At 69.1% G+C, this 18,319-nt stretch carries 17 protein-coding genes; 11 read left to right on the top strand and 6 right to left on the bottom strand.

Features of this window, described 5'->3' with window-relative positions; all coding sequences use genetic code 11:
- Positions 1–88: 88 nt before the first annotated feature.
- From amaB to ACWV14_RS02275, 3 genes are all read right to left on the bottom strand, one after another.
- On the bottom strand, positions 89–1,621 hold the full coding sequence (gene amaB / locus ACWV14_RS02285) for an L-piperidine-6-carboxylate dehydrogenase (RefSeq protein WP_454902325.1): 1,533 nt from the start codon (positions 1,619–1,621) through the stop codon (positions 89–91).
- A 143-nt stretch (positions 1,622–1,764) separates the two neighbouring features.
- Entirely contained in the window at positions 1,765–2,184 is a 420-nt protein-coding gene (locus ACWV14_RS02280; RefSeq protein WP_454902323.1) for an MAPEG family protein, read from the bottom strand.
- A gap of 7 nt (positions 2,185–2,191) precedes the next feature.
- A complete protein-coding gene (locus ACWV14_RS02275; RefSeq protein ID WP_422088717.1) occupies positions 2,192–3,043 on the bottom strand; it encodes an IclR family transcriptional regulator in 852 nt (283 codons plus the stop codon).
- Positions 3,044–3,261: 218 nt separating this feature from the next.
- Between ACWV14_RS02275 and ACWV14_RS02270 the strand changes: the two genes are divergently transcribed.
- Genes ACWV14_RS02270 through ACWV14_RS02240 form a run of 7 tightly spaced genes read left to right on the top strand, consistent with a single transcriptional unit; the run spans position 3,262 to position 9,913 of the window.
- The gene (locus ACWV14_RS02270) at positions 3,262–4,335 is read left to right on the top strand and encodes an ABC transporter ATP-binding protein (protein WP_454902321.1); all 1,074 of its coding nucleotides are present in this window, start codon (positions 3,262–3,264) and stop codon (positions 4,333–4,335) included.
- Entirely contained in the window at positions 4,332–5,192 is an 861-nt protein-coding gene (locus tag ACWV14_RS02265; RefSeq protein WP_454902319.1) for an ABC transporter permease, read from the top strand. The genes ACWV14_RS02270 and ACWV14_RS02265 overlap by 4 nt, the downstream gene beginning before the upstream one ends.
- Before the next feature lie 4 nt (positions 5,193–5,196).
- Positions 5,197–5,991 (top strand): ABC transporter permease, encoded by a 795-nt coding sequence (locus ACWV14_RS02260; RefSeq protein WP_454902317.1) that lies wholly within the window; start codon positions 5,197–5,199, stop codon positions 5,989–5,991.
- Entirely contained in the window at positions 5,992–6,297 is a 306-nt protein-coding gene (locus ACWV14_RS02255; protein WP_454902315.1) for a (2Fe-2S)-binding protein, read from the top strand.
- Entirely contained in the window at positions 6,294–7,697 is a 1,404-nt protein-coding gene (locus ACWV14_RS02250; protein WP_454902313.1) for an FAD-dependent oxidoreductase, read from the top strand. The genes ACWV14_RS02255 and ACWV14_RS02250 overlap by 4 nt, the downstream gene beginning before the upstream one ends.
- Positions 7,694–8,839 carry an NAD(P)/FAD-dependent oxidoreductase gene (locus ACWV14_RS02245; protein ID WP_454902311.1) on the top strand — a complete coding sequence of 382 codons (1,146 nt, stop codon included), beginning with the start codon at positions 7,694–7,696 and terminating at the stop codon, positions 8,837–8,839. Before ACWV14_RS02250 ends, ACWV14_RS02245 begins: the two co-directional genes overlap by 4 nt.
- Before the next feature lie 21 nt (positions 8,840–8,860).
- Positions 8,861–9,913, top strand: coding sequence for an ABC transporter substrate-binding protein (locus ACWV14_RS02240; RefSeq protein WP_454902309.1), 1,053 nt, complete (start codon positions 8,861–8,863; stop codon positions 9,911–9,913).
- Positions 9,914–9,917: 4 nt separating this feature from the next.
- On the opposite strand, the gene tet is transcribed toward ACWV14_RS02240, so the two are convergent.
- Positions 9,918–11,150: a Tet(A)/Tet(B)/Tet(C) family tetracycline efflux MFS transporter gene (tet, locus tag ACWV14_RS02235; RefSeq protein ID WP_454902307.1), complete on the bottom strand. Its 1,233-nt coding sequence runs from the start codon at positions 11,148–11,150 to the stop codon at positions 9,918–9,920.
- A 74-nt stretch (positions 11,151–11,224) separates the two neighbouring features.
- Between tet and tetR the strand changes: the two genes are divergently transcribed.
- Positions 11,225–11,911 carry a tetracycline resistance transcriptional repressor TetR gene (gene tetR, locus ACWV14_RS02230; protein ID WP_454902305.1) on the top strand — a complete coding sequence of 229 codons (687 nt, stop codon included), beginning with the start codon at positions 11,225–11,227 and terminating at the stop codon, positions 11,909–11,911.
- On the opposite strand, the gene ACWV14_RS02225 is transcribed toward tetR, so the two are convergent.
- Complete coding sequence (locus ACWV14_RS02225) at positions 11,853–13,484, bottom strand: GMC family oxidoreductase (protein WP_454902303.1); 1,632 nt, start codon at positions 13,482–13,484, stop codon at positions 11,853–11,855. The genes tetR and ACWV14_RS02225 overlap by 59 nt on opposite strands.
- 78 nt (positions 13,485–13,562) lie before the next feature.
- Entirely contained in the window at positions 13,563–15,074 is a 1,512-nt protein-coding gene (locus ACWV14_RS02220) for a CoA-acylating methylmalonate-semialdehyde dehydrogenase (RefSeq protein ID WP_454902301.1), read from the bottom strand.
- A gap of 117 nt (positions 15,075–15,191) precedes the next feature.
- On the opposite strand from ACWV14_RS02220, the gene ACWV14_RS02215 reads away from it, so the two are divergent.
- From ACWV14_RS02215 to ACWV14_RS02205, 3 genes are all read left to right on the top strand, one after another.
- The gene (locus ACWV14_RS02215; RefSeq protein WP_454902299.1) at positions 15,192–16,121 is read left to right on the top strand and encodes a LysR family transcriptional regulator; all 930 of its coding nucleotides are present in this window, start codon (positions 15,192–15,194) and stop codon (positions 16,119–16,121) included.
- 169 nt (positions 16,122–16,290) lie between these two features.
- Entirely contained in the window at positions 16,291–17,457 is a 1,167-nt protein-coding gene (locus tag ACWV14_RS02210) for an MlaE family ABC transporter permease (RefSeq protein ID WP_454902297.1), read from the top strand.
- A 4-nt stretch (positions 17,458–17,461) separates the two neighbouring features.
- Positions 17,462–18,307, top strand: a complete 846-nt coding sequence (locus ACWV14_RS02205) for an ABC transporter ATP-binding protein (protein ID WP_454902295.1) — start codon at positions 17,462–17,464, stop codon at positions 18,305–18,307.
- Positions 18,308–18,319 lie beyond the last annotated feature (12 nt).

The following is an 18,319-nucleotide window of genomic DNA, read 5'->3' as shown; positions in this document are numbered from 1 at the left end:
AAACCGGCTTTGCCGGGCCGGCGATGTCGCCCCCCGGTGAGGGGGTTGGCGCCGCGACACGAAGTGCGCGGAGCCTGGGGGGACCGACTCAGCCTTCGATGTCGAAGGTGACGCCCTGGGCGAGCGGCAACGCGGTCGAATAGTTGATGGTGTTGGTGGCGCGGCGCATGTAGGCCTTCCAGCTGTCGGAGCCGGCTTCTCGGCCGCCGCCGGTTTCCTTCTCGCCGCCGAAGGCGCCACCGATCTCGGCGCCGCTCGGACCGATGTTGACGTTGGCAATGCCGCAGTCGGAACCGGCGCTCGACATGAAGCGCTCGGCCTCGCGCACGTTGAGCGTGAAGATCGACGACGACAGGCCCGCGCCCACCGCGTTGTGCCATTCGATGGCCTCGTCGAGCGAGCTGTAGCGCACCACGTACAGGATGGGCGCGAAGGTTTCGCGCAGCACCGGGCCGTCGTGCGACTTGAGCTCGACCAGCGCGGGGCGCACGTAGTAGGCGTCCTGGGTGCCGATGCCTTCCACGCGCTGGCCGCCGTGCACCGTGGCGCCGATCTCGCGGCTTTCGCCCAGCGCCTTCTGCATGCCGTCGAAGGCGGCGCGGTCGATCAGCGGGCCGACCAGCGTGCCGGCCTCGCGCGGATCGCCGACCCGCACGTTGCCGTAGACCTTGGCGAGCTTGGGCACCAGCTGGTCGTACACGCTGTCGTGCACGAACAGGCGGCGCAGCGTGGTGCAGCGCTGGCCGGCCGTGCCCATGGCCGCGAAGGCGATGCCGCGCAGCGTGAGGTCCAGGTCGGCCGAGGGCGTGACGATGGCGGCGTTGTTGCCGCCGAGTTCGAGGATGGCGCGGGCAAAGCGCGCGGCCAGCTTCGGCCCCACCTGGCGGCCCATGGCCGTGGAGCCGGTGGCGGAGAGGATCGGCACGCGGTGGTCGTCGACCAGCACCTCGCCGATGTCGCGCTGGCCCAGCAGCAGGCCCAGCAGGCCTTCGGGCGCGTCGCCGAAGCGTTCGATGGCGCGCTGCGCGATGGCATGCACGGCCAGCGCGGTCAGCGGCGTCTTCTCGGACGGCTTCCACACCACCGAGTCGCCGCACACCAGCGCCAGCGCCGCGTTCCACGACCACACGGCCACCGGAAAGTTGAAGGCCGAGATCACGCCGCACACGCCCAGCGGATGCCAGGTTTCCATCATGCGGTGTTCGGCGCGCTCGGTGGCCAGCGTGAGGCCGTAGAGCTGGCGCGAGAGGCCGACCGCGAAGTCGCAGATGTCGATCATTTCCTGCACTTCGCCCGCGCCTTCGGACGGGATCTTGCCGGCCTCGAGCGTGACGAGCAGGCCGAGCTCGCGCTTGGCGGCGCGCAGCTCTTCGCCCAGCAGCCGCACCAGCTCGCCGCGGCGCGGCGCGGGCACGTTGCGCCAGGCCTTGTAGGCCTCGTGCGCCCGGCCGATGGCGTCGGCGGCCTCGGCCGGCGTGGTCTGCGGCACCTGCGCGATCACCTCGCCCGTCACCGGCGAGCGCACCGCCAGCGTGCCGCCGGTGTACGCCTCGCGCGGCACGCCCAGGCGTTCCAGCAGGCGTTCGATTTCGGCGGGCAGGGAGGTGTGGGTTTCGGACATGTGCGCTCCAGCGGAGAAGGAAAAGAAAGGCAACAGGGCAAGGCTCGAAGCGGCCAATGTCTGCGAATTCCGCGCGGTTGCCTAATGAAAATATGGAAGGACTTGATGCGTTTCGCGAAGGAACTGTGCCACGCCACCTGCGCTCAGCGCACGAGCCGCACGGCCGCCGACACCCACAGCATCACCAGCACGCCGTTGCTCGCGGCGAACAGCACGAGCCGGTGGATCACGTGGTTGTACGTCAGGTGCACCACGCTGTGCAGCACGCGCAGGGCGACGTAGGCCCAGGCCAGGGCAACGGCCGCCGTGGAAGGCGTTGCCGCCATACAAGAGAGCAGGCACACCACATAGAACAGCACCGGGATTTCCAGCAGGTTCATGTAGTTGCGGTTCGGAATGCGCACCGCATCGGGCACGGCCGCCGATTCGCCGAGCCTGAAGTCGTGCGGCCCCACCTCGCTGCGCATGGCCGCGCGGATGCGCCTGAAGGGAATCAGCAACAGGACGAGGCCGGTCCAGCCGGCGAGGGCGAAGACGGGGTAGAGGATGGAAGGGTTGTTCATGGGGCCCTCATTCCGAGGCCTCGGGCACGCCGATGCGCTGCCCCGCCGGCGAGCTCGCCAGGCTCTGCGCCGGCCGCCTCAGCGTCGCGTCGAACGGATTGATCTTCGGCCCGATGGCGGTGGCCTCGCGCTTGAGCAGTTCGACCACCGTCGGCATGCGGTCGGCATTGAGCCGGTCTGCGATGGTGCCCACGCTCAGCGCGGCCACCGCGCGGCCTTCGCGGTCGAGGATCGGAACCGCCACGCCGGCCATGCCTTCGAGCAGGCCGGTGTTGCGCCCCGCGTAGCCCTGCTGCCGAACGCGCTCGATCTCGGTGCGCAGGTAGACCTCGTCGTACACGCCGTACTCGCGCACGCGCGACAGGTTGAAGCGGATCACTTCCTCGCGCTCGGCCTCCGGCAGGAACGCGAGGATCGCCAGCGCGCCCTGCCCCACGCCCAGCGCGATGCGCCCGCCGATGTCGCCGGTGAAGGAGCGGATGGGAAACGGGCCTTCGCTGCGGTCCAGGCACACCGCGTCGAAGCCGCTGCGCGCCAACAGGAAGATGCTGTCGCCCAGGCTCGCGCACAGCCGCAGCAGCACCGGCCGGCAAATGGAACGCAGGTCGCCGGGGTTGCCCGCGCTCGCGGCCAGCGCGAAGAAATCGATGCTGAGCCGATAGAGCTTGCTGCGCTCGTCCTGCTCGACCATGCCCTCGGCCATGAGCGACTGCAGCAAACGGTGCGTGGTGGCCTGGGTGAGGCCCACGGAACGTGCGATCTGGGTCACGCGGCCGCCCTCGGCCTGCACCGCGCCGAGCGCGCGGATCACCGAGAAGACGCGCGGCACGCCGCCGCTGGCCGCCGATGGGGTTTCCATACCTTCTTCCTTTGGAATTTCAATGATGCCTTCTGCGCATGATATTCCATTGAACGGAATAAATTAAACAAATATTCTGATTAATGGAATACCCGAGGCGATCTGGCTCAATCGTTGCAATAGAGTGAATTGAAAGACGCAAGCTGTCCATGGCATGCACCAAGCTGAAACAAGCTGCCCGCAGCCATCTTTTTCGCCACCGCAGAAAGGCCTGTTCCATGTCATTCCTCCGGCTCACCGACGTGACCAAGTTCTACGGCGCCACCCGCGCGGTGTCGGCCATGAACCTGGCGGTGGAAAAGGGCGAGTTCGTCTCGCTGCTCGGCCCTTCGGGCTGCGGCAAGACCACCACGCTGCAGATGATTGCGGGCTTCGAGGCCGTGAGCAGCGGCCGCATCGAACTCGCGGGCAAGGACATCACGCATGCCAAGGCCAACACGCGCGGCCTGGGCATCGTGTTCCAGACCTACGCGCTGTTCCCGCACATGACGGTGGCCGACAACGTGAGCTTCGGCCTGGAGATGCGCAAGATGCCCAAGGCCGAGCGCACCGAGCGGGTGAAGCAGGCGCTGGCGCTGGTGCACCTGGAGGCGCACGCCGGGCGCTATCCGCGCGAGCTTTCGGGCGGCCAGCGGCAGCGCGTGGCGCTGGCACGCGCGCTCGTCATCGAGCCGCCGGTGCTGCTGCTCGACGAACCGCTGTCCAACCTCGACGCCAAGCTGCGCGAGGAAATGCAGTTCGAGCTGCGCCAGATCCAGCGCAAGGTCGGCACCACCACGGTGATGGTCACGCACGACCAGAGCGAGGCCATGTCCATCAGCGACCGCGTGGTGGTGATGGAAGGCGGCCGCGCCACGCAGATCGACCATCCGCAGCGGGTGTACGAGCATCCGAGCACACGCTTCATCTCCACCTTCGTGGGCAAGGCCAACCTGCTCGACTGCCGCGTGTCGAACAGCAGCGCCACGCGCACCTGCGTGGAGGTCGGCGCGCTCTCGCTCGACGTGGACGACACCGGCTTCGGCATCGACGCCGCCGCGCTGCTGAGCGTGCGGCCCGAAAAACTGCAGCTGGTGCCGCCGGGCGGGGGCCGCGTCGACGGCGAGGTGCAGGAGCGCTTCTTCCTCGGCAGCCAGTGGCTCTACCGCATCGCCACGCCGGTCGGCGACCTCACGGTGCTGAGCCCCAACGACGGGCGCGACGCGCTGGAAGAAGGCAGCCGCACCGGCATCGACTGGCCGGCGCACTGCATGCGGCTGCTGCCGGCCGAAGAAAAGGCTGTCGCAGCATGAGCGCCTTGAAGAGCAAGGCTACGCCGTGGTGGCTCTCCGGCCCCGCGCTGCTGCTGTTCACCGCACTGCTGCTGGTGCCGCTGGCGCTCACGGCCGTGCTGTCGTTCAACGTTTACGACCCGGCCACCGGCCCCAAGTCGGGCGAGTTCACGCTCGCGCACTACGCGCTGGTGTTCTCCGATTCGTACTACCTCGGCATCTTCTGGCGCACCTTCTGGGTCTCGGCGCTGGTCACGCTGATCTGCGTGGTGGTCGGCGCGCCCGAGGCCTATGTGCTCAGCCGCATGCGCAACCCGTGGCGCTCGGTGCTGCTGCTGGTGGTGCTGGCGCCGCTGCTGGTGTCGGTGGTGGTGCGGGCCTTCGGCTGGAGCATGCTGCTGGGCCCGGAGGGCGCGGTGAACGGGCTGCTGGGCCTGCTCGGCATCGGGCCGGTGAAGATCCTCTACACCAACGCGGCCGTGGTCATCGCGCTGGTTCACGTGATGCTGCCCTTCATGGTGATCCCGGTGTGGACATCGCTGCAGAAGCTGGACCCGGGCGTGGAGAACGCGGCGCTGTCGCTCAACGCCACGCCCTTCACCACGCTGCGGCGCATCGTGCTGCCGCAGGTGATGCCGGGCATTCTTTCCGGCAGCCTGATCGTGTTCGGCCTGGCCGCGAGCTCGTTCGCGATTCCGGGGCTGCTGGGCGGGCGGCGGCTGAAGATGGTCGCGACCATCGTCTACGACGAGTACCTGAGCGAGCTCAACTGGCCGCTGGGTGCTGCTGTTGCGCTGGTTCTGCTGGTAGCGAACCTCGTGGTGATGCTCAGCTACAACCGCCTAGTAGAAGGCCGCTACAAGAAAGCGCTGGGCTGAAGCGATGAACAAGAACGGCCCCATCGCCCTCGCGTTCAACGCGCTCGTCATCGTCTTCATGCTCGCGCCGCTGGTGGTGGTGTGCATCGTGGCGTTCACGCCCGAGAACACGCTAACCATCCCGACCACGCACTTCTCGCTGCGCTGGTTCGAGGCGGTGTTCGCGCACCCCGACTTCATGCAGTCGTTCTGGAACAGCCTGTGGCTGGCGCTCAGCTCGGCCACCATCGCGACGCTGCTCGCGGTGCCGGCTGGCATGGCGATCACGCGCTACGAGTTTCCGGGGCGCGATTTCCTCAACGGCCTGTTCCTGTCGCCGCTGATCGTGCCGCACCTGGTGCTGGGCGTGGCGCTGCTGCGGCTGTTCGCGCTGGTCGGCGGCACCGGCAGCTTCGGCTGGCTGGTGATGGCGCATGCGCTCATCGTCACGCCCTACACGCTGCGGCTGGTGGTGGCGGCGCTGGTGGGCTTCGACCGCAGCGCCGAGCAGGCCGCGCTGTCGCTGGGAGCGAGCCAGGCCACGGTGTTCCGCCGCATCACGCTGCCGATGATCCTGCCGGGCGTCACGGGCGGCTGGATGCTGGCCTTCATCAACAGCTTCGACGAAGTGACGATGTCGATCTTCGTTACCGCGCCGAGCACGGTGACGCTGCCGGTGCGCATGTACATGTATGCCACCGAGTCGATCGATCCGCTGATGGCGGCGGTGTCGGCGCTGATGGTGGCGGTGACGGCCTTCGCGATGGTGCTGCTGGACCGCATCTACGGCCTGGACCGCGTGCTGGTGGGGCGCAGATAAATGACGAGAACTTCAAACGCCCTGCTTCACCGCGTGGCCGAAACCACCGGCCGCGAGGCCGTGCACTTCACGCTCGACGGCGCTCCCGCCAGCGCGCTGGCCGGCGACACCGTGCTGACCGCCGTGCTCACCCAATGCGCCCAATTGCGCCGCAACGAATTCAGCGGCCTGCCGCGCGCGGGCTTCTGCATGATGGGCGCCTGCCAGGACTGCTGGATCTCCAAGGACGACGGCGAGCGGCTGCGCGCCTGCTCGACCTTCATCGCGCCCGGCATGGCGCTCGTCACCGGAAAGAACGGCGCATGACGACGACAGGCGAACTCCGACCCGCGATCGTCGGCGCCGGCCCGGCCGGCGTGCGCGCTGCGCAGACGCTGGTGGCGCACGGCCTGCGGCCGGTGGTGATCGACGAGGCGCCGCGCGCCGGTGGCCAGATCTACCGGCGCCCGCCCGCTGGCCTCGCGCAGCGAACCGCGCGAACGCTCTACGGCTTCGAGTCGAAGCGTGCCGATGCGCTGCACCAGGCCTTCGACGCATTGCAGGGCCGCATCGACCACCGCCCCGACAGCCTGGTGTGGAACGCGCAGGACCACCAGCTCGACGTGCTGCACAACCCGACGCGCGGCACCAGCCGCGTGCCTTACAGCCATCTGATCGTGGCGACGGGCGCCACCGACCGCGTGCTGCCGGTGCCGGGTTGGACGCTGCCGGGCGTGTACACGCTGGGCGGTGCGCAGGTCGCGCTCAAGTTCCAGGGCTGCGCCATCGGCCGGCGCGTGGTGTTCATGGGCACCGGGCCGCTGCTGTATCTGGTGGCGTACCAGTATGCGAAGGCCGGCGTGCAGGTGGCGGCGGTTCTCGACACCGCGCGCCTGGCCGACCAGCTCGCCGCCACGCCTGCGATGCTGGCGCAGCCGGCGGTGTTCGCCAAGGGCGTGTACTACGTCGGCTGGCTGCGCGCGCACGGCGTTGCGCTGCACGGCGGCGTGCGTCCGTTGCGCGTGCTGGGCGACGAGGCGCAAGGCCGCGTCACCGGCGTGGCATGGCAGGACGGCAATGAAGAGCGCACGCTGGCCTGCGATGCCGTCGGCTTCGGCTACGCGCTGCGCTCCGAAACGCAACTGGCCGACCTGCTCGGCTGCCGCTTCGACTACGCGCCGCTGCACCGCGCGCATCTGCCGGTGCGCGACGCGGCGGGACGCGCGAGCGTCGAGGGCGTGTACCTGGCCGGCGACGGCGCCGGCATCATGGGCGCGGACGCGGCCGAGTGGGCCGGCGAACGCGCGGCGCTGGCGCTGCTTTCGGACAACGGCGTGGCGGTCGACACCGCGCGCGCCGCCGACCTCGAGCGCAGGCTCGACCGGATCACCGGCTTTCGCCACGGCCTGGAGCGCGCCTTCCCCGTGCCCGGCGACTGGGCCGCGCACGCGCCCGACGAGCTCGTGATCTGCCGCTGCGAAAACGTCACGGCCGGCAGCCTGCGCCAGACGATCGCCGATGCCGGCGCCAGCGAGATGAACCGACTCAAGGCCTTGTCGCGCGTCGGCATGGGCCGCTGCCAGGGCCGCATGTGCGGCGTGGCCGCAGCCGAGATCCTGGCGCATGCCACGCAGCAGCCGCTGCAGCAGGTCGGACGGCTGCGCGGGCAGGCGCCGATCAAGCCGATACCGATCCGGCTCGTGCCTGTGGAAGGAGCCGGCACATGAGCGGCATCAAGAAGATGCAGACCGAGGTCGCCATCGTCGGCGGCGGCATCGTCGGTTCTTCCGCCGCGCTGGCGTTGCGGCGCATGGGCGTCGACGTGGTGCTGCTGGAGCGCGACTTCTGCGGTTCGCGCTCCAGCGGCGTGAACTTCGGCGGCGTGCGGCGCCAGGGCCGGCCGCTGAGCCAGTTGCCGCTGGCGCAGCGCGCGCACCGCATCTGGGGCCGGCTGCCCGAGCTGCTGGGCACCGACGGCGAATACGTGCGCTCGGGCCATTTCAAGATCGCGCGCAGCGAGGCCGACATGGCGTCGCTGGAGCGCTACAGCGCGCTCAGCAGCGACTTCGACCTGGGCCTGGAGCTGCTCTCCGCCGCGCGGCTGCGCACCGAGTGCCCCTGGCTCGGCACGCGCGCCGTGGGCGGCTCGCTGTGCATCGAGGACGGGCAGGCCAATCCGCGCCTGGTGTCGCCGGCCTTCGCGCTGGCGGCGCGCCGCGCGGGTGCGCAGGTCTTCGAGCGCCACAAGGTCGACGAGGTGACGCACGACGGCGCGCTGTTCACGGTGCGCTCGGGCAACGAACTCGAAGTGCGGGCGCCGGTACTGCTCAACTGCGCGGGAGCCTGGGCCGCTGCCATCGCCAGCCAGTTCGGCGAGACGCCGCCGATGCGCTCGCGCAGCCCGCTGATGGCCGTGACCGAGCCAGTGCCGCGCTTCATGACATGGAGCCTCGGCGTAGAGGGCGGCGGCATCTACTGCCGGCAGGTGGAGCGCGGCAACCTCGTGCTCGGCGGCGGCACCGGCATCACGCTCGATGCCGACCGCGCACGCGCCGAGCGCGACGGCATCGCCACGCTCGCGATGCAGGCGGTGGAACTGCTGCCGGCGCTGCGCCATGCGCACATCATCCGCACCTGGGGCGGCACCGAAGGCTACCTGCCCGACCGCGAACCGGTGCTGGGGCCCAGCCGCACCACGCCCGGCCTGTTCCACGGCTTCGGCTTCGCCGGCGCGGGCTTCCAGATCGGCCCGGCCGCCGGCGAGGTGCTGGCCGAACTGGCGCGCGACGGACGCAGCGACACGCCCATCGACGCCTTCGCCATCGAGCGCTTCGACGAACAACCCGTTTCTTCACCCGTCCCCACCTGAACTTGATTGGAGAGCATCACCATGTCACGCACCGCCAAGTCCCCGACCTCCGTCCTTCTCCTGGCCGCCCTGCTCGCGGCTGCCGGCAGCGCCGGCGCACAGACCAAGACCATCTACATCGGCATGAACGGCGGCACCATGGAGAAGGCGTACACGCAGTACGTGTTCCCCGCCTTCGAGAAAGCCTACGGCGCCAAGGTGGTGGTGGTGCCCGGCACCTCCTCCGACATCCTCGCGAAGGCGCAGGCCAACAAGGACAAGCCGCAGATGCACGTGATTTTCCTGGACGACGGCATCATGGTGCGCGCCATCGGCATGGGCCTGTGCCAGAAGCAGAAGCCCAGCCAGTCGCTCAGCGAGATCTATCCCGCGGCGCGCTTCAAGGACGACATGGCCAGCGGCGTGAGCCTGGGCATGACCGGCCTGGCCTACAACGCCAAGATGTTCAAGGAGAAGGGCTGGGCGCCGCCCACTTCGTGGATGGACCTGGCCGACCCCAAGTACAAGGGCAAGGTGGTGTTCCAGTCGATGTCGTCCTCGTCCTTCGGGCTGCACGGCTTTCTGATGTTCAACCGCATCCAGGGCGGCAACGACAAGAATGTGGAGCCGGGCTTCAAGGCCTGGCCCACCACCATCGGGCCGAACGTGCTGGAGTACATCCCGAGCTCGGCCAAGCTGTCGGAGATGGTTCAGACCGGCGAGGCGGCCATCTTCCCGCTGACGCCCACGGCCGTCGCGGCGCTCAAGACCAAGGGCATTCCGGTGGAGTACGCGCCGCCCAAGGAAGGCGCGGTGGTGCTGATGGTGGGCCAGTGCGTGATCGCCAACAACAGCGAGCCGGAGCTGTCGCAGAAGCTCGCCGAGTTCCTGCTGAGCCCGGTGGCGCAGGCCAACGTGCTGCAGTACGGCGCGCAGATCCCGACCAACCCCAAGGCCCCCGCCGAGGGTGAAGGCGCGGCGCAGGTGGCGGACATCAACAAGTGGATGAAGACCGCAGTGACCATCGACTGGGAAAGCATCAACGCGAACCGCCCGGCGTGGAACGCCCGCTGGAACAAGACGATCGAGAAGTGATCCGTCAGCCCTGCGCGCCGGTTCTTCCGGTCCTGCGCAGCAGTACCGGCAGGCACAGCAGATAGAGCGACGCTCCCGCCAGCCACACGATGCCCGGGAAGCGCGTGCGAAACGCGAAGTAGAGGGGGCTGATGAGCAGCGGTCCGAACACCGCCGCCAGGCTGGTGATGCTCGCGAGCACGCCCTGCAGCCGCCCCTGCTGCGCCTCGCCCACGCGCGCCGAGAGCGTGGCCTGCAGCGCCGGCGCACAGACGCCGCCCATGCACAGCAACGGCAGCATCGCGATGGCCATCCAGCCCTGCGTGGCGAAGGCGATCAGCGCATAGCCCGTGCCGTCGGCGATGGTGCCGATGGCGATGGCCGCGCGCTCGCCCCAGCGCTCGACCACCGGGCCGGCGACGAAGCCCTGCACCAGCGCATGCAGCAGGCCGAAGACCGCGAGCGAGAGGCCGACCATGGTGCCGTTCCAGGCGTAGCGGTCCTGGCCGTAGATCACCCAGGTCGTGCCGGCGACCTCGCCCACCAGCACCAGCAGCAGGAACACGCCGAGCAGGGGCAACAGCGCCGCAAAGCTGTTGGCCCAGCGCAGCGGCGCGAGCGGATGCAGCACGCCGCGGTCGAAAGGTTTTGTGGCGAGCGCCGGCGGGCGCGACTCGCGCAGCACCAGCAGGCCGACGAGGAAGGTCACGCCGTTGAGCACCGCAGCCGCGATGAACGGCAGCCGCACGCCGTGGTCGCCGAGCACGCCGCCGATGGCGGGCCCGGCGATGAAGCCCAGTCCGAAGCAGGCGCCCATGCGGCCGAACCAGCGCGCGCGCTGGTTCTCGGGCGTGAGGTCGGCAATGGCGGCGGAGGCCACGGCGGTGCTCGCTCCCGTCATGCCCGCGATGGCGCGGCCCACGAACAGCATCCACAGCGAGGGCGCGAAGGCCATGAAGAGCGCGTCGATGGCCGCGCCCGCCACCGAGATGAGCAGCACCGGCCGGCGGCCGAAGCGGTCGCTGAGCGCGCCGAGCACGGGTGCGCAGAGGAACTGCATCAGTGCGTAGAGCGAGAGAAAGGCGCCGAAGCGCCAGCCGAGATCGCCGGTGTGGCCGACCTCGCGCAGCAGGCCCGGCACGATCGGCATGACCGGGCTGATGCCGATGGCGTCGAGCGTGACGATCGCCAGGATCACTGCATGCGCATGGCGGCCCTTCGCGGCGGAAGGCGTTGGGAGTGTGGTGGAATTTATCATTGATAAGGAATTATCAGCGATAAATTCCGGGCTGTGAAGTACCCTCCCGAATCGACATCGGCATGCACATCTGAATGAAACTGGACCGCGAAGTGATCCTCGAGACCGCCCTGGGGCTGCTCGACGAGGTCGGAATGGACAAGCTCAGCACCCGGCTGCTGGCCGAGCGGCTGGGCGTGCAGCAGCCGGCGCTGTACTGGCATTTCAGGAACAAGCGGGCGTTGCTCGACGCGATGAGCAGCGAACTGCTGCGCCGCGCCCACAAGCGGCAGCTGCCGCTGCCCGACGAATCGTGGGAAACCTTCCTGCGCGAGAACGCGCGCAGCTTCCGGCGCGCGCTGCTGGCGCGGCGCGACGGCGCGCGGCTGCACGCCGGCACCGAGCCCGATCCGGGCGACCTGGAAATGGTGGAGGCCCAGCTGGCGGCCGTGGTCGACCGCGGCGTGCCGGCAACGCAGGCCATGACGCTGCTGATCGCGCTGGGCCGCTACACGGTGGGCTGCGTGCTGGAAGAACAGGCGGCGCCGCCCGACGCCGAGGCGCGCCAGCAGGCGCTCGATGCCTCCGCGGCCTCGCGCCCGCTGCTGGCCGAAGCCTTCGCGAGCTACCGCGAGGCCGGGCCGGACGCGATGTTCGACATTGGCGTGGACCTGATGATCGAGGGCGCCAAGGCGCGCCTCGAAAACATCGAGGCGGCCGGGGCTAGTCCTGCGCCTCGCCGCAAATCCAGCCGGCGGCCTTCTCCGCCATCATCAGCGTAGGGCTGTTGGTGTTGCCGCTGGTGATGGTGGGCATCGCGCCCGCATCCACCACGCGCAGGCCCCGCACGCCGCGCACGCGCAGCTTCGAGTCGAGCACCGCCATCGGGTCGCCGTCGGCGCCCATCTTGGTGGTGCCCACCGGGTGGAAGATGGTGGTGGCGATGTCGCCGGCCAGGCGGGCCAGGTCTTCGTCGGTCTGGTACTGCACGCCGGGCTTCCATTCCTCGGGCTTGTACTTGGCGAGCGCGGGCTGCGACGCGATGCGGCGCGTCACGCGCAGCGAGTCGGCCGCCACCTTGCGGTCTTCGTCGGTGCTCAGGTAGTTGGGGGCGATGGCCGGCGCGTCCTGGAAGCGCCCGCTCTTGATGCGCACAGCGCCGCGGCTGGTGGGGTTGAGGTTGCACACGCTGGCGGTGAACGCCGGAAAGCTGTGCAGCGGATCGCCGAAGGCATCGAGCGACAGCGGCTGCACGTGGTACTGCAGGTTCGGCCATTCGTGCTCCGGCGAGCTGCGCGTGAAGGCGCCGAGCTGCGAGGGCGCCATGCTCATCGGCCCGCTGCGCTTGAGCACGTACTCGAGCCCGATCTTCGCCTTGCCGACCATCGACGAGGCCAGCACATTGAGCGTGGGCGCGCCGCTGATCTTGTAGACCGCGCGGATCTGCAGATGGTCCTGCAGGTTGGCGCCGACGCCGGGGGCATCGAGCACCACGTCGATGCCGTGCTGGCGCAGCAGAGCGGCCGGGCCGATGCCCGAGAGCTGCAGGATCTGCGGCGAGCCAATGGCGCCCGCGCTCAGGATCACCTCGCGCGAGGCTTGCGCGGTAACCGTCTCGCTGCCGTTCCACACCTCGGCGCCGGTGCAGCGGCGCGTGCCGTCGGGCAGCGTCTCGAACAGCAGGCGCGACACCTGCGCGCCGGTCCACAGCTCGAAGTTGGGCCTGCCATAGCAGGTCGGACGCAGGAAGGCCTTGGCGGTGTTCCAGCGCCAGCCGTTCTTCTGGTTGACCTGGAAGTAGCCCACGCCCTCGTTGCTGCCGCGGTTGAAGTCGGTGGTGTGCGGCACGTCGGCCTGGGCCGCGGCTTCGGCAAAAGCGTCGAGGATGTCCCAGCGCAGCCGCTGCTTCTCGACGCGCCATTCGCCGCCGGCGCCGTGCATTTCGTCGGCGCCTAGATAGAAGTCTTCGTGTTTCTTGAAGGCCGGCAGCACGTTCTGCCAGCGCCACGACTCGTCGCCGGTGAGCTGCGCCCACTGCTCGTAGTCGCGCGACTGGCCGCGCATGTAGATCATGCCGTTGATGCTGGAGCTGCCGCCCAGCGTCTTGCCGCGCGGATAGCGCAGCACGCGGCCGTTGAGGCCGGCGTCGGGCTCGGTGCTGTAGAGCCAGTCGGTGCGCGGATTGCCGATGCAATACAGGTAGCCGACCGGAATGTGGATCCAGTGGTAGTCGTCCTTGCGGCCGGCCTCGATGAGCAGCACGCGCTTGCTCCTGTCGGCGCTGAGCCGATTGGCCATGAGCGAGCCGGCGGTGCCGGCCCCGATGATGATGTAGTCGAATTGGGTCTCGCTCATGGCGTTTGACTTGTCTCTCTTTTTTGTTCGACGAAATTACTGGCCGGGATGGCGGCGCCCCTCGCGCCGCACCGCATGCTACTTGGCTGTAGGCATGACGAACTCGGCACCCTTGCCGATGCTCTCCGGCCAGCGCTGCATGACCGACTTCTGCTTGGTATAGAAGCGCACGCCCTCTTCGCCGTAGGCGTGCATGTCGCCGAACAGCGAACGCTTCCAGCCGCCGAAGCCGTGCCAGGCCATGGGCACCGGGATCGGCACGTTGATGCCGACCATGCCCACCTGGATGCGGCGGCTGAATTCGCGCGCCACGTTGCCGTCGCGGGTGAAGCAGCTCACGCCGTTGCCGAACTCGTGCGCGTTGACCAGGTCGACCGCGTCCTTGAAGTTGGCCACGCGCACGCAGCTGAGCACCGGGCCGAAGATTTCTTCCTTGTAGATGCGCATCTCGGGCGTGACGTGGTCGAACAGCGTGCCGCCCATCCAGAAGCCGTCGCCGCAGCCTTCGCCCGCCTTGTTGCCGTCAAACTGGCGGCCGTCCACCAGCAGCTTCGCGCCTTCCTTCTCGCCCAGGTCGATGTAGCCGGTGATGCGTTCATGCGCGGCGCGCGTGACGATCGGGCCCATCTCTGCCGCGAGGTTGGTGCCGTTGAGCACCTGCAGCGTCTTGGTACGCTCGATGAGCTTGGGAATGATCTTGTCGGCCACGTCGCCCACCAGCACCGCCACGCTGATCGCCATGCAGCGTTCGCCGGCCGAGCCATAGCCCGCGCCGATCAGCGCGTCGACCGTCTGGTCGATGTCGGCGTCGGGCAGCACCACCATGTGGTTCTTCGCGCCGCCCAGGGCCTGCACGCGCTTGCCGTGGCGTGCACCGGTTTCGTAGATGTAGTTGGCGATGGGCGTGGAGCCGACGAAGCTGATGGCCTTGACGTCGGGGTTCTCCAGCAGCGCGTCGACCGCGACCTTGTCGCCCTGCACCACGTTGAACACGCCGTCGGGCAGGCCGGCTTCCTTCAGCAGCTCGGCCATGCGCAGCGAGGGCGTCGGGTCGGTCGGGCTGGGCTTGAGCACGAAGGTGTTGCCCGCGGCAATGGCCACCGGGAACATCCACATCGGCACCATCACCGGGAAGTTGAAGGGCGTGATGCCGGCGACCACGCCCAGGGGCTGGCGCAGCGTCCAGTTGTCGATGCCGGTGCTCACCTGGTCGGTGAAGTCGCCCTTGAGCAGCTGCGGAATGCCGCAGGCGAACTCGACGATGTCGATGCCGCGCGAGACCTCGCCCTGTGCGTCGGTGAAGACCTTGCCGTGCTCGGCGGTGATCATGCGGGCCAGCTCGTCCTTGTGCTCGTTGAGCAGCTGCAGGAACTTGAACATGACGCGCGCGCGGCGGATCGGCGGGGTGTCGGCCCAGGCCGGGAAGGCGGCCTGCGCAGCAGCCACGGCGGCGGAAACCTGCGCTGCATCGGCCAGGCCGACCTTGCCGGTGACGGCGCCGGTGGCAGGGTTGGTCACGTCCTGCGTGCGGCCGGAAGTGTTGGCGGCAGGCTGGCCGGCGATGAAGTGGTCGATGTTGGTGGTGGGCATGGGCTGTGCTTTCGCGTGACGGGTCAAGAGGTGAATGCGGCCAGTTTAGGCAGCGGCCTCCCTCGCGCCTAGACACGAAACTTGAATTTATTGTTCACCATAGCGAACAATGGATGGATGAAACCCCAAAATATCGAGTCGCTCTGGACCCACCTGCACTGGCTCACGGTGCTGGCGCAGCAGGGCAGCTTCACCGCCGCCGCGCTGCGCCTGGGCGTGAGCAAGGCGGCCATGAGCCAGCGCATCGCCGAGCTGGAGCACGCGGCCGGCGCGCCGCTGGTGCAGCGCACGACGCGCAGCGTGCGGCTCACCGAGGCGGGCCGGCGGCTGGTGGACGACATGCGCGCGCCCTTCGAGCAGATCGCGCACAGCTTCGCGGGCGTGCGCGACCTTGCCGGCGTGCCGCGCGGGCTGGTGCGGGTGACGGCGCCTGTGGCCTTCGCGCGCCAGCAGCTGGTGCCGCGGCTGGCCGACTTCCTGCGCGCGCAGCCCGAGGTGCGCATCGAGCTCGACCTGTCGGACCGGCTCAGTTCGCTCGCGATGGAAGGCTTCGACCTCGCGATCCGCCACACGGCGGCACCGCCGGACACCCACGTGGCCTGGACGCTGTGCGAAACCCAATCGGTGCTGGTGGCCAGCCGCGCCTACCTGCGCCGCCGCGGCACGCCGCGCGAACCGCAGGCGCTGGCCGACCACGACTGCCTGCACTACCCGCGCGCGCAGGAAACGCCGACCTGGCACTTCGAGGCCAAGGCCTCGGCGCCGCGCATCACGGTGCCGGTGTCGGGGCCGCTGGTGGCGAACAACAGCGAGGCGCTGCGCGACGCGGCGCTGACCGGGCTGGGCATCGCGCTGGTGCCCGACTTCAGCGCGCAGTCGGCGCTGCAGTCGGGCAAGCTGCAGCAGGTGCTGCCGCAATGGCGATCGGTGGGCGCGTTCGGCGAGCGGCTGTATGCAATACGGCCCTACGCCACGCACGTGCCGCAGGCGGTGACGGCGTTCGTGGCATGGCTGCGCGAGGCGCTGGCGGAGGGGTTCGCGGCCTGAGCGGGCGCGCTTTCAGGCGGACACCCCAGGTGTGAATTAAGAAAAGCTGAAGAAACGGCGTGGAGCCCTACGCAAACGAGGGGTCTGCAACACGCGCACAGCGGATGCACCCGGTTACGATGCGCGATTCGCACCCTGGCTTTTGTTAACTTTCCTGCTCGTCCGCCCTATGTCCCCTGCCCACTCGCCTGCCGACGCTCCAGCCGCCGACAGCGCGTGGCCTCGCCTCGGACAGCAGGAGCGGGACGGCCGGCAGTGGACCGTGGCCACAGGCCGCTGGACCACGCTGGCGATGTCTTCCAAGCCGGCCTGGCAGGCACTGTCGAAGAACCTGGAGGCGGCCCCGGCGGCCGACGACCGCGCCTGGGACCTGCGCGCGATCGAGCAGCTCGACCACATCGGCGCGCAGCTGCTGTGGGAACACTGGCGCCACGCCTGGCCCGCCGCGCTGGAGATGGCGCCGCAGCACAAGGCGGTGCTCGACCATGTGGCGCAATACACCGTCGCCACGCCCGAGGAACCCTTGCCCACGCTGAACGACCGCATACGCGCGTTCTCGCACAACGGCCCGCGCGCGATGATCGTGATGCGCGACTTCACCAGCCTGCTCGGCCAGCTGGCGATCGATGTCTGCGCGCTGATCCGCGCGCCGCACCGCGGACCGTGGCGCGATTTCTCCGGGCACCTGTACCAGTTCGGCGCCACGGCGCTGCACATCACGGCGCTGGTGGGGCTCCTGATCGGCGTGGTGCTGGCCTACCTGATCTCGCAGCAGCTGCGGCAGTACGGCGCCGAGACCTTCGTGGTGAACATCCTCGGCCTCTCGCTGATCCGCGAGCTGGGGCCGGTGCTGGCGGCGGTGCTGATCGCCGGGCGCTCGGGCTCGGCCATCACGGCGCAGATCGGCGTGATGCGCGTGACCGAAGAGCTCGACGCGATGCGCGTGATGGGCATCGCCCATGGCTTCCGGCTGGTGATGCCTCGCGTGCTGGCGCTGGCCATCGCAATGCCGCTGATCAGCCTGTGGACCTCGATGGCGGCGCTCGCGGGCGGCATGCTGGCGGCCGACGCGGCGCTCAATATCTCGCCGTCGTACTTCCTGTCGGCGCTGCCGCGCGCGGTTCCTATTTCCAACCTGTGGCTGGCCATGGCCAAGTCGGCGGTGTTCGGCGTGCTGATCGCGCTGATCGGCTGCTACTTCGGCATGAAGGTCAAGCCCAACACCGAGAGCCTGGGGCGCGGCACCACCTCGTCGGTGGTGACCTCGATCACCGCGGTGATCCTGGTGGATGCGCTCTTCGCCGTGCTCTTCAAGGGCATCGGCTTCCGGGGATGACACGATGAGCATGCCCGTGCGCCCCGACACCGACCAGACCGTGGTGGACATCCGCGGCCTGTGGACGGTGTTCAAGAACGCCGAAGGCGAGCAGGTGGTGCATCGAGACCTGCGGCTGCACATCGACCGCGGCGAGGTGCTGTCGCTGGTCGGCGGCTCGGGCACGGGCAAGACGGTGCTGCTGCGCCAGATCCTCGGGCTGGAGAAGCCGACGCGCGGCCATGTCGAGGTGCTGGGCCAGGAGCCCGGCGAGCTCAGCGCCTCGGGCGCGGCCAACGTGGGCATGCTGTTCCAGCACGGTGCGCTGTTCTCGGCCTTCAGCGTGCTGGAGAACATCGCGTTTCCGCTGCGCGAGCTGAAGCTGCTGCCCGACGAGCTGATCCGCCATGCGGCGCTGGTGAAGCTGCAGATGGTGGGCCTGGAGCCCCGGCACGCCAACATGAGCCCTTCGGACCTGTCGGGCGGCATGATCAAGCGCGTGGCGCTGGCGCGCGCGCTCATCATGGACCCGCCGCTGCTGCTGCTGGACGAGCCCACGGCCGGCCTCGACCCCGAGGCCTCCGACAGCTTCTGCAACCTGCTGCGCGGCCTGCACCGCGAGCTGGGCCTGACGGTGGTGATGGTCACGCACGACCTGGACACGCTGTTCGACCTGAGCACCCGCATCGCGGTGCTGGCCGACCAGAAGGTGATCGTCACCGGCACGGCGCGCGAGGTCATTGCGTACCCGCATCCGTTCATCCACGAATATTTTCTCGGCGGGCGCGGCCAGCGCGCCCTGGAGGCCCTGCATGACAAGCCCGCCGACGCATCTCTCGCATCGCAGCCCGCCGCCGAGGCGGGCCGCTGAAAGGTAGGTAGC

This window comes from Variovorax durovernensis (assembly GCF_977011995.1).
Note: the sequence above shows the minus strand (reverse complement) of the source record. Positions and strands in the feature narration are given on the sequence as shown.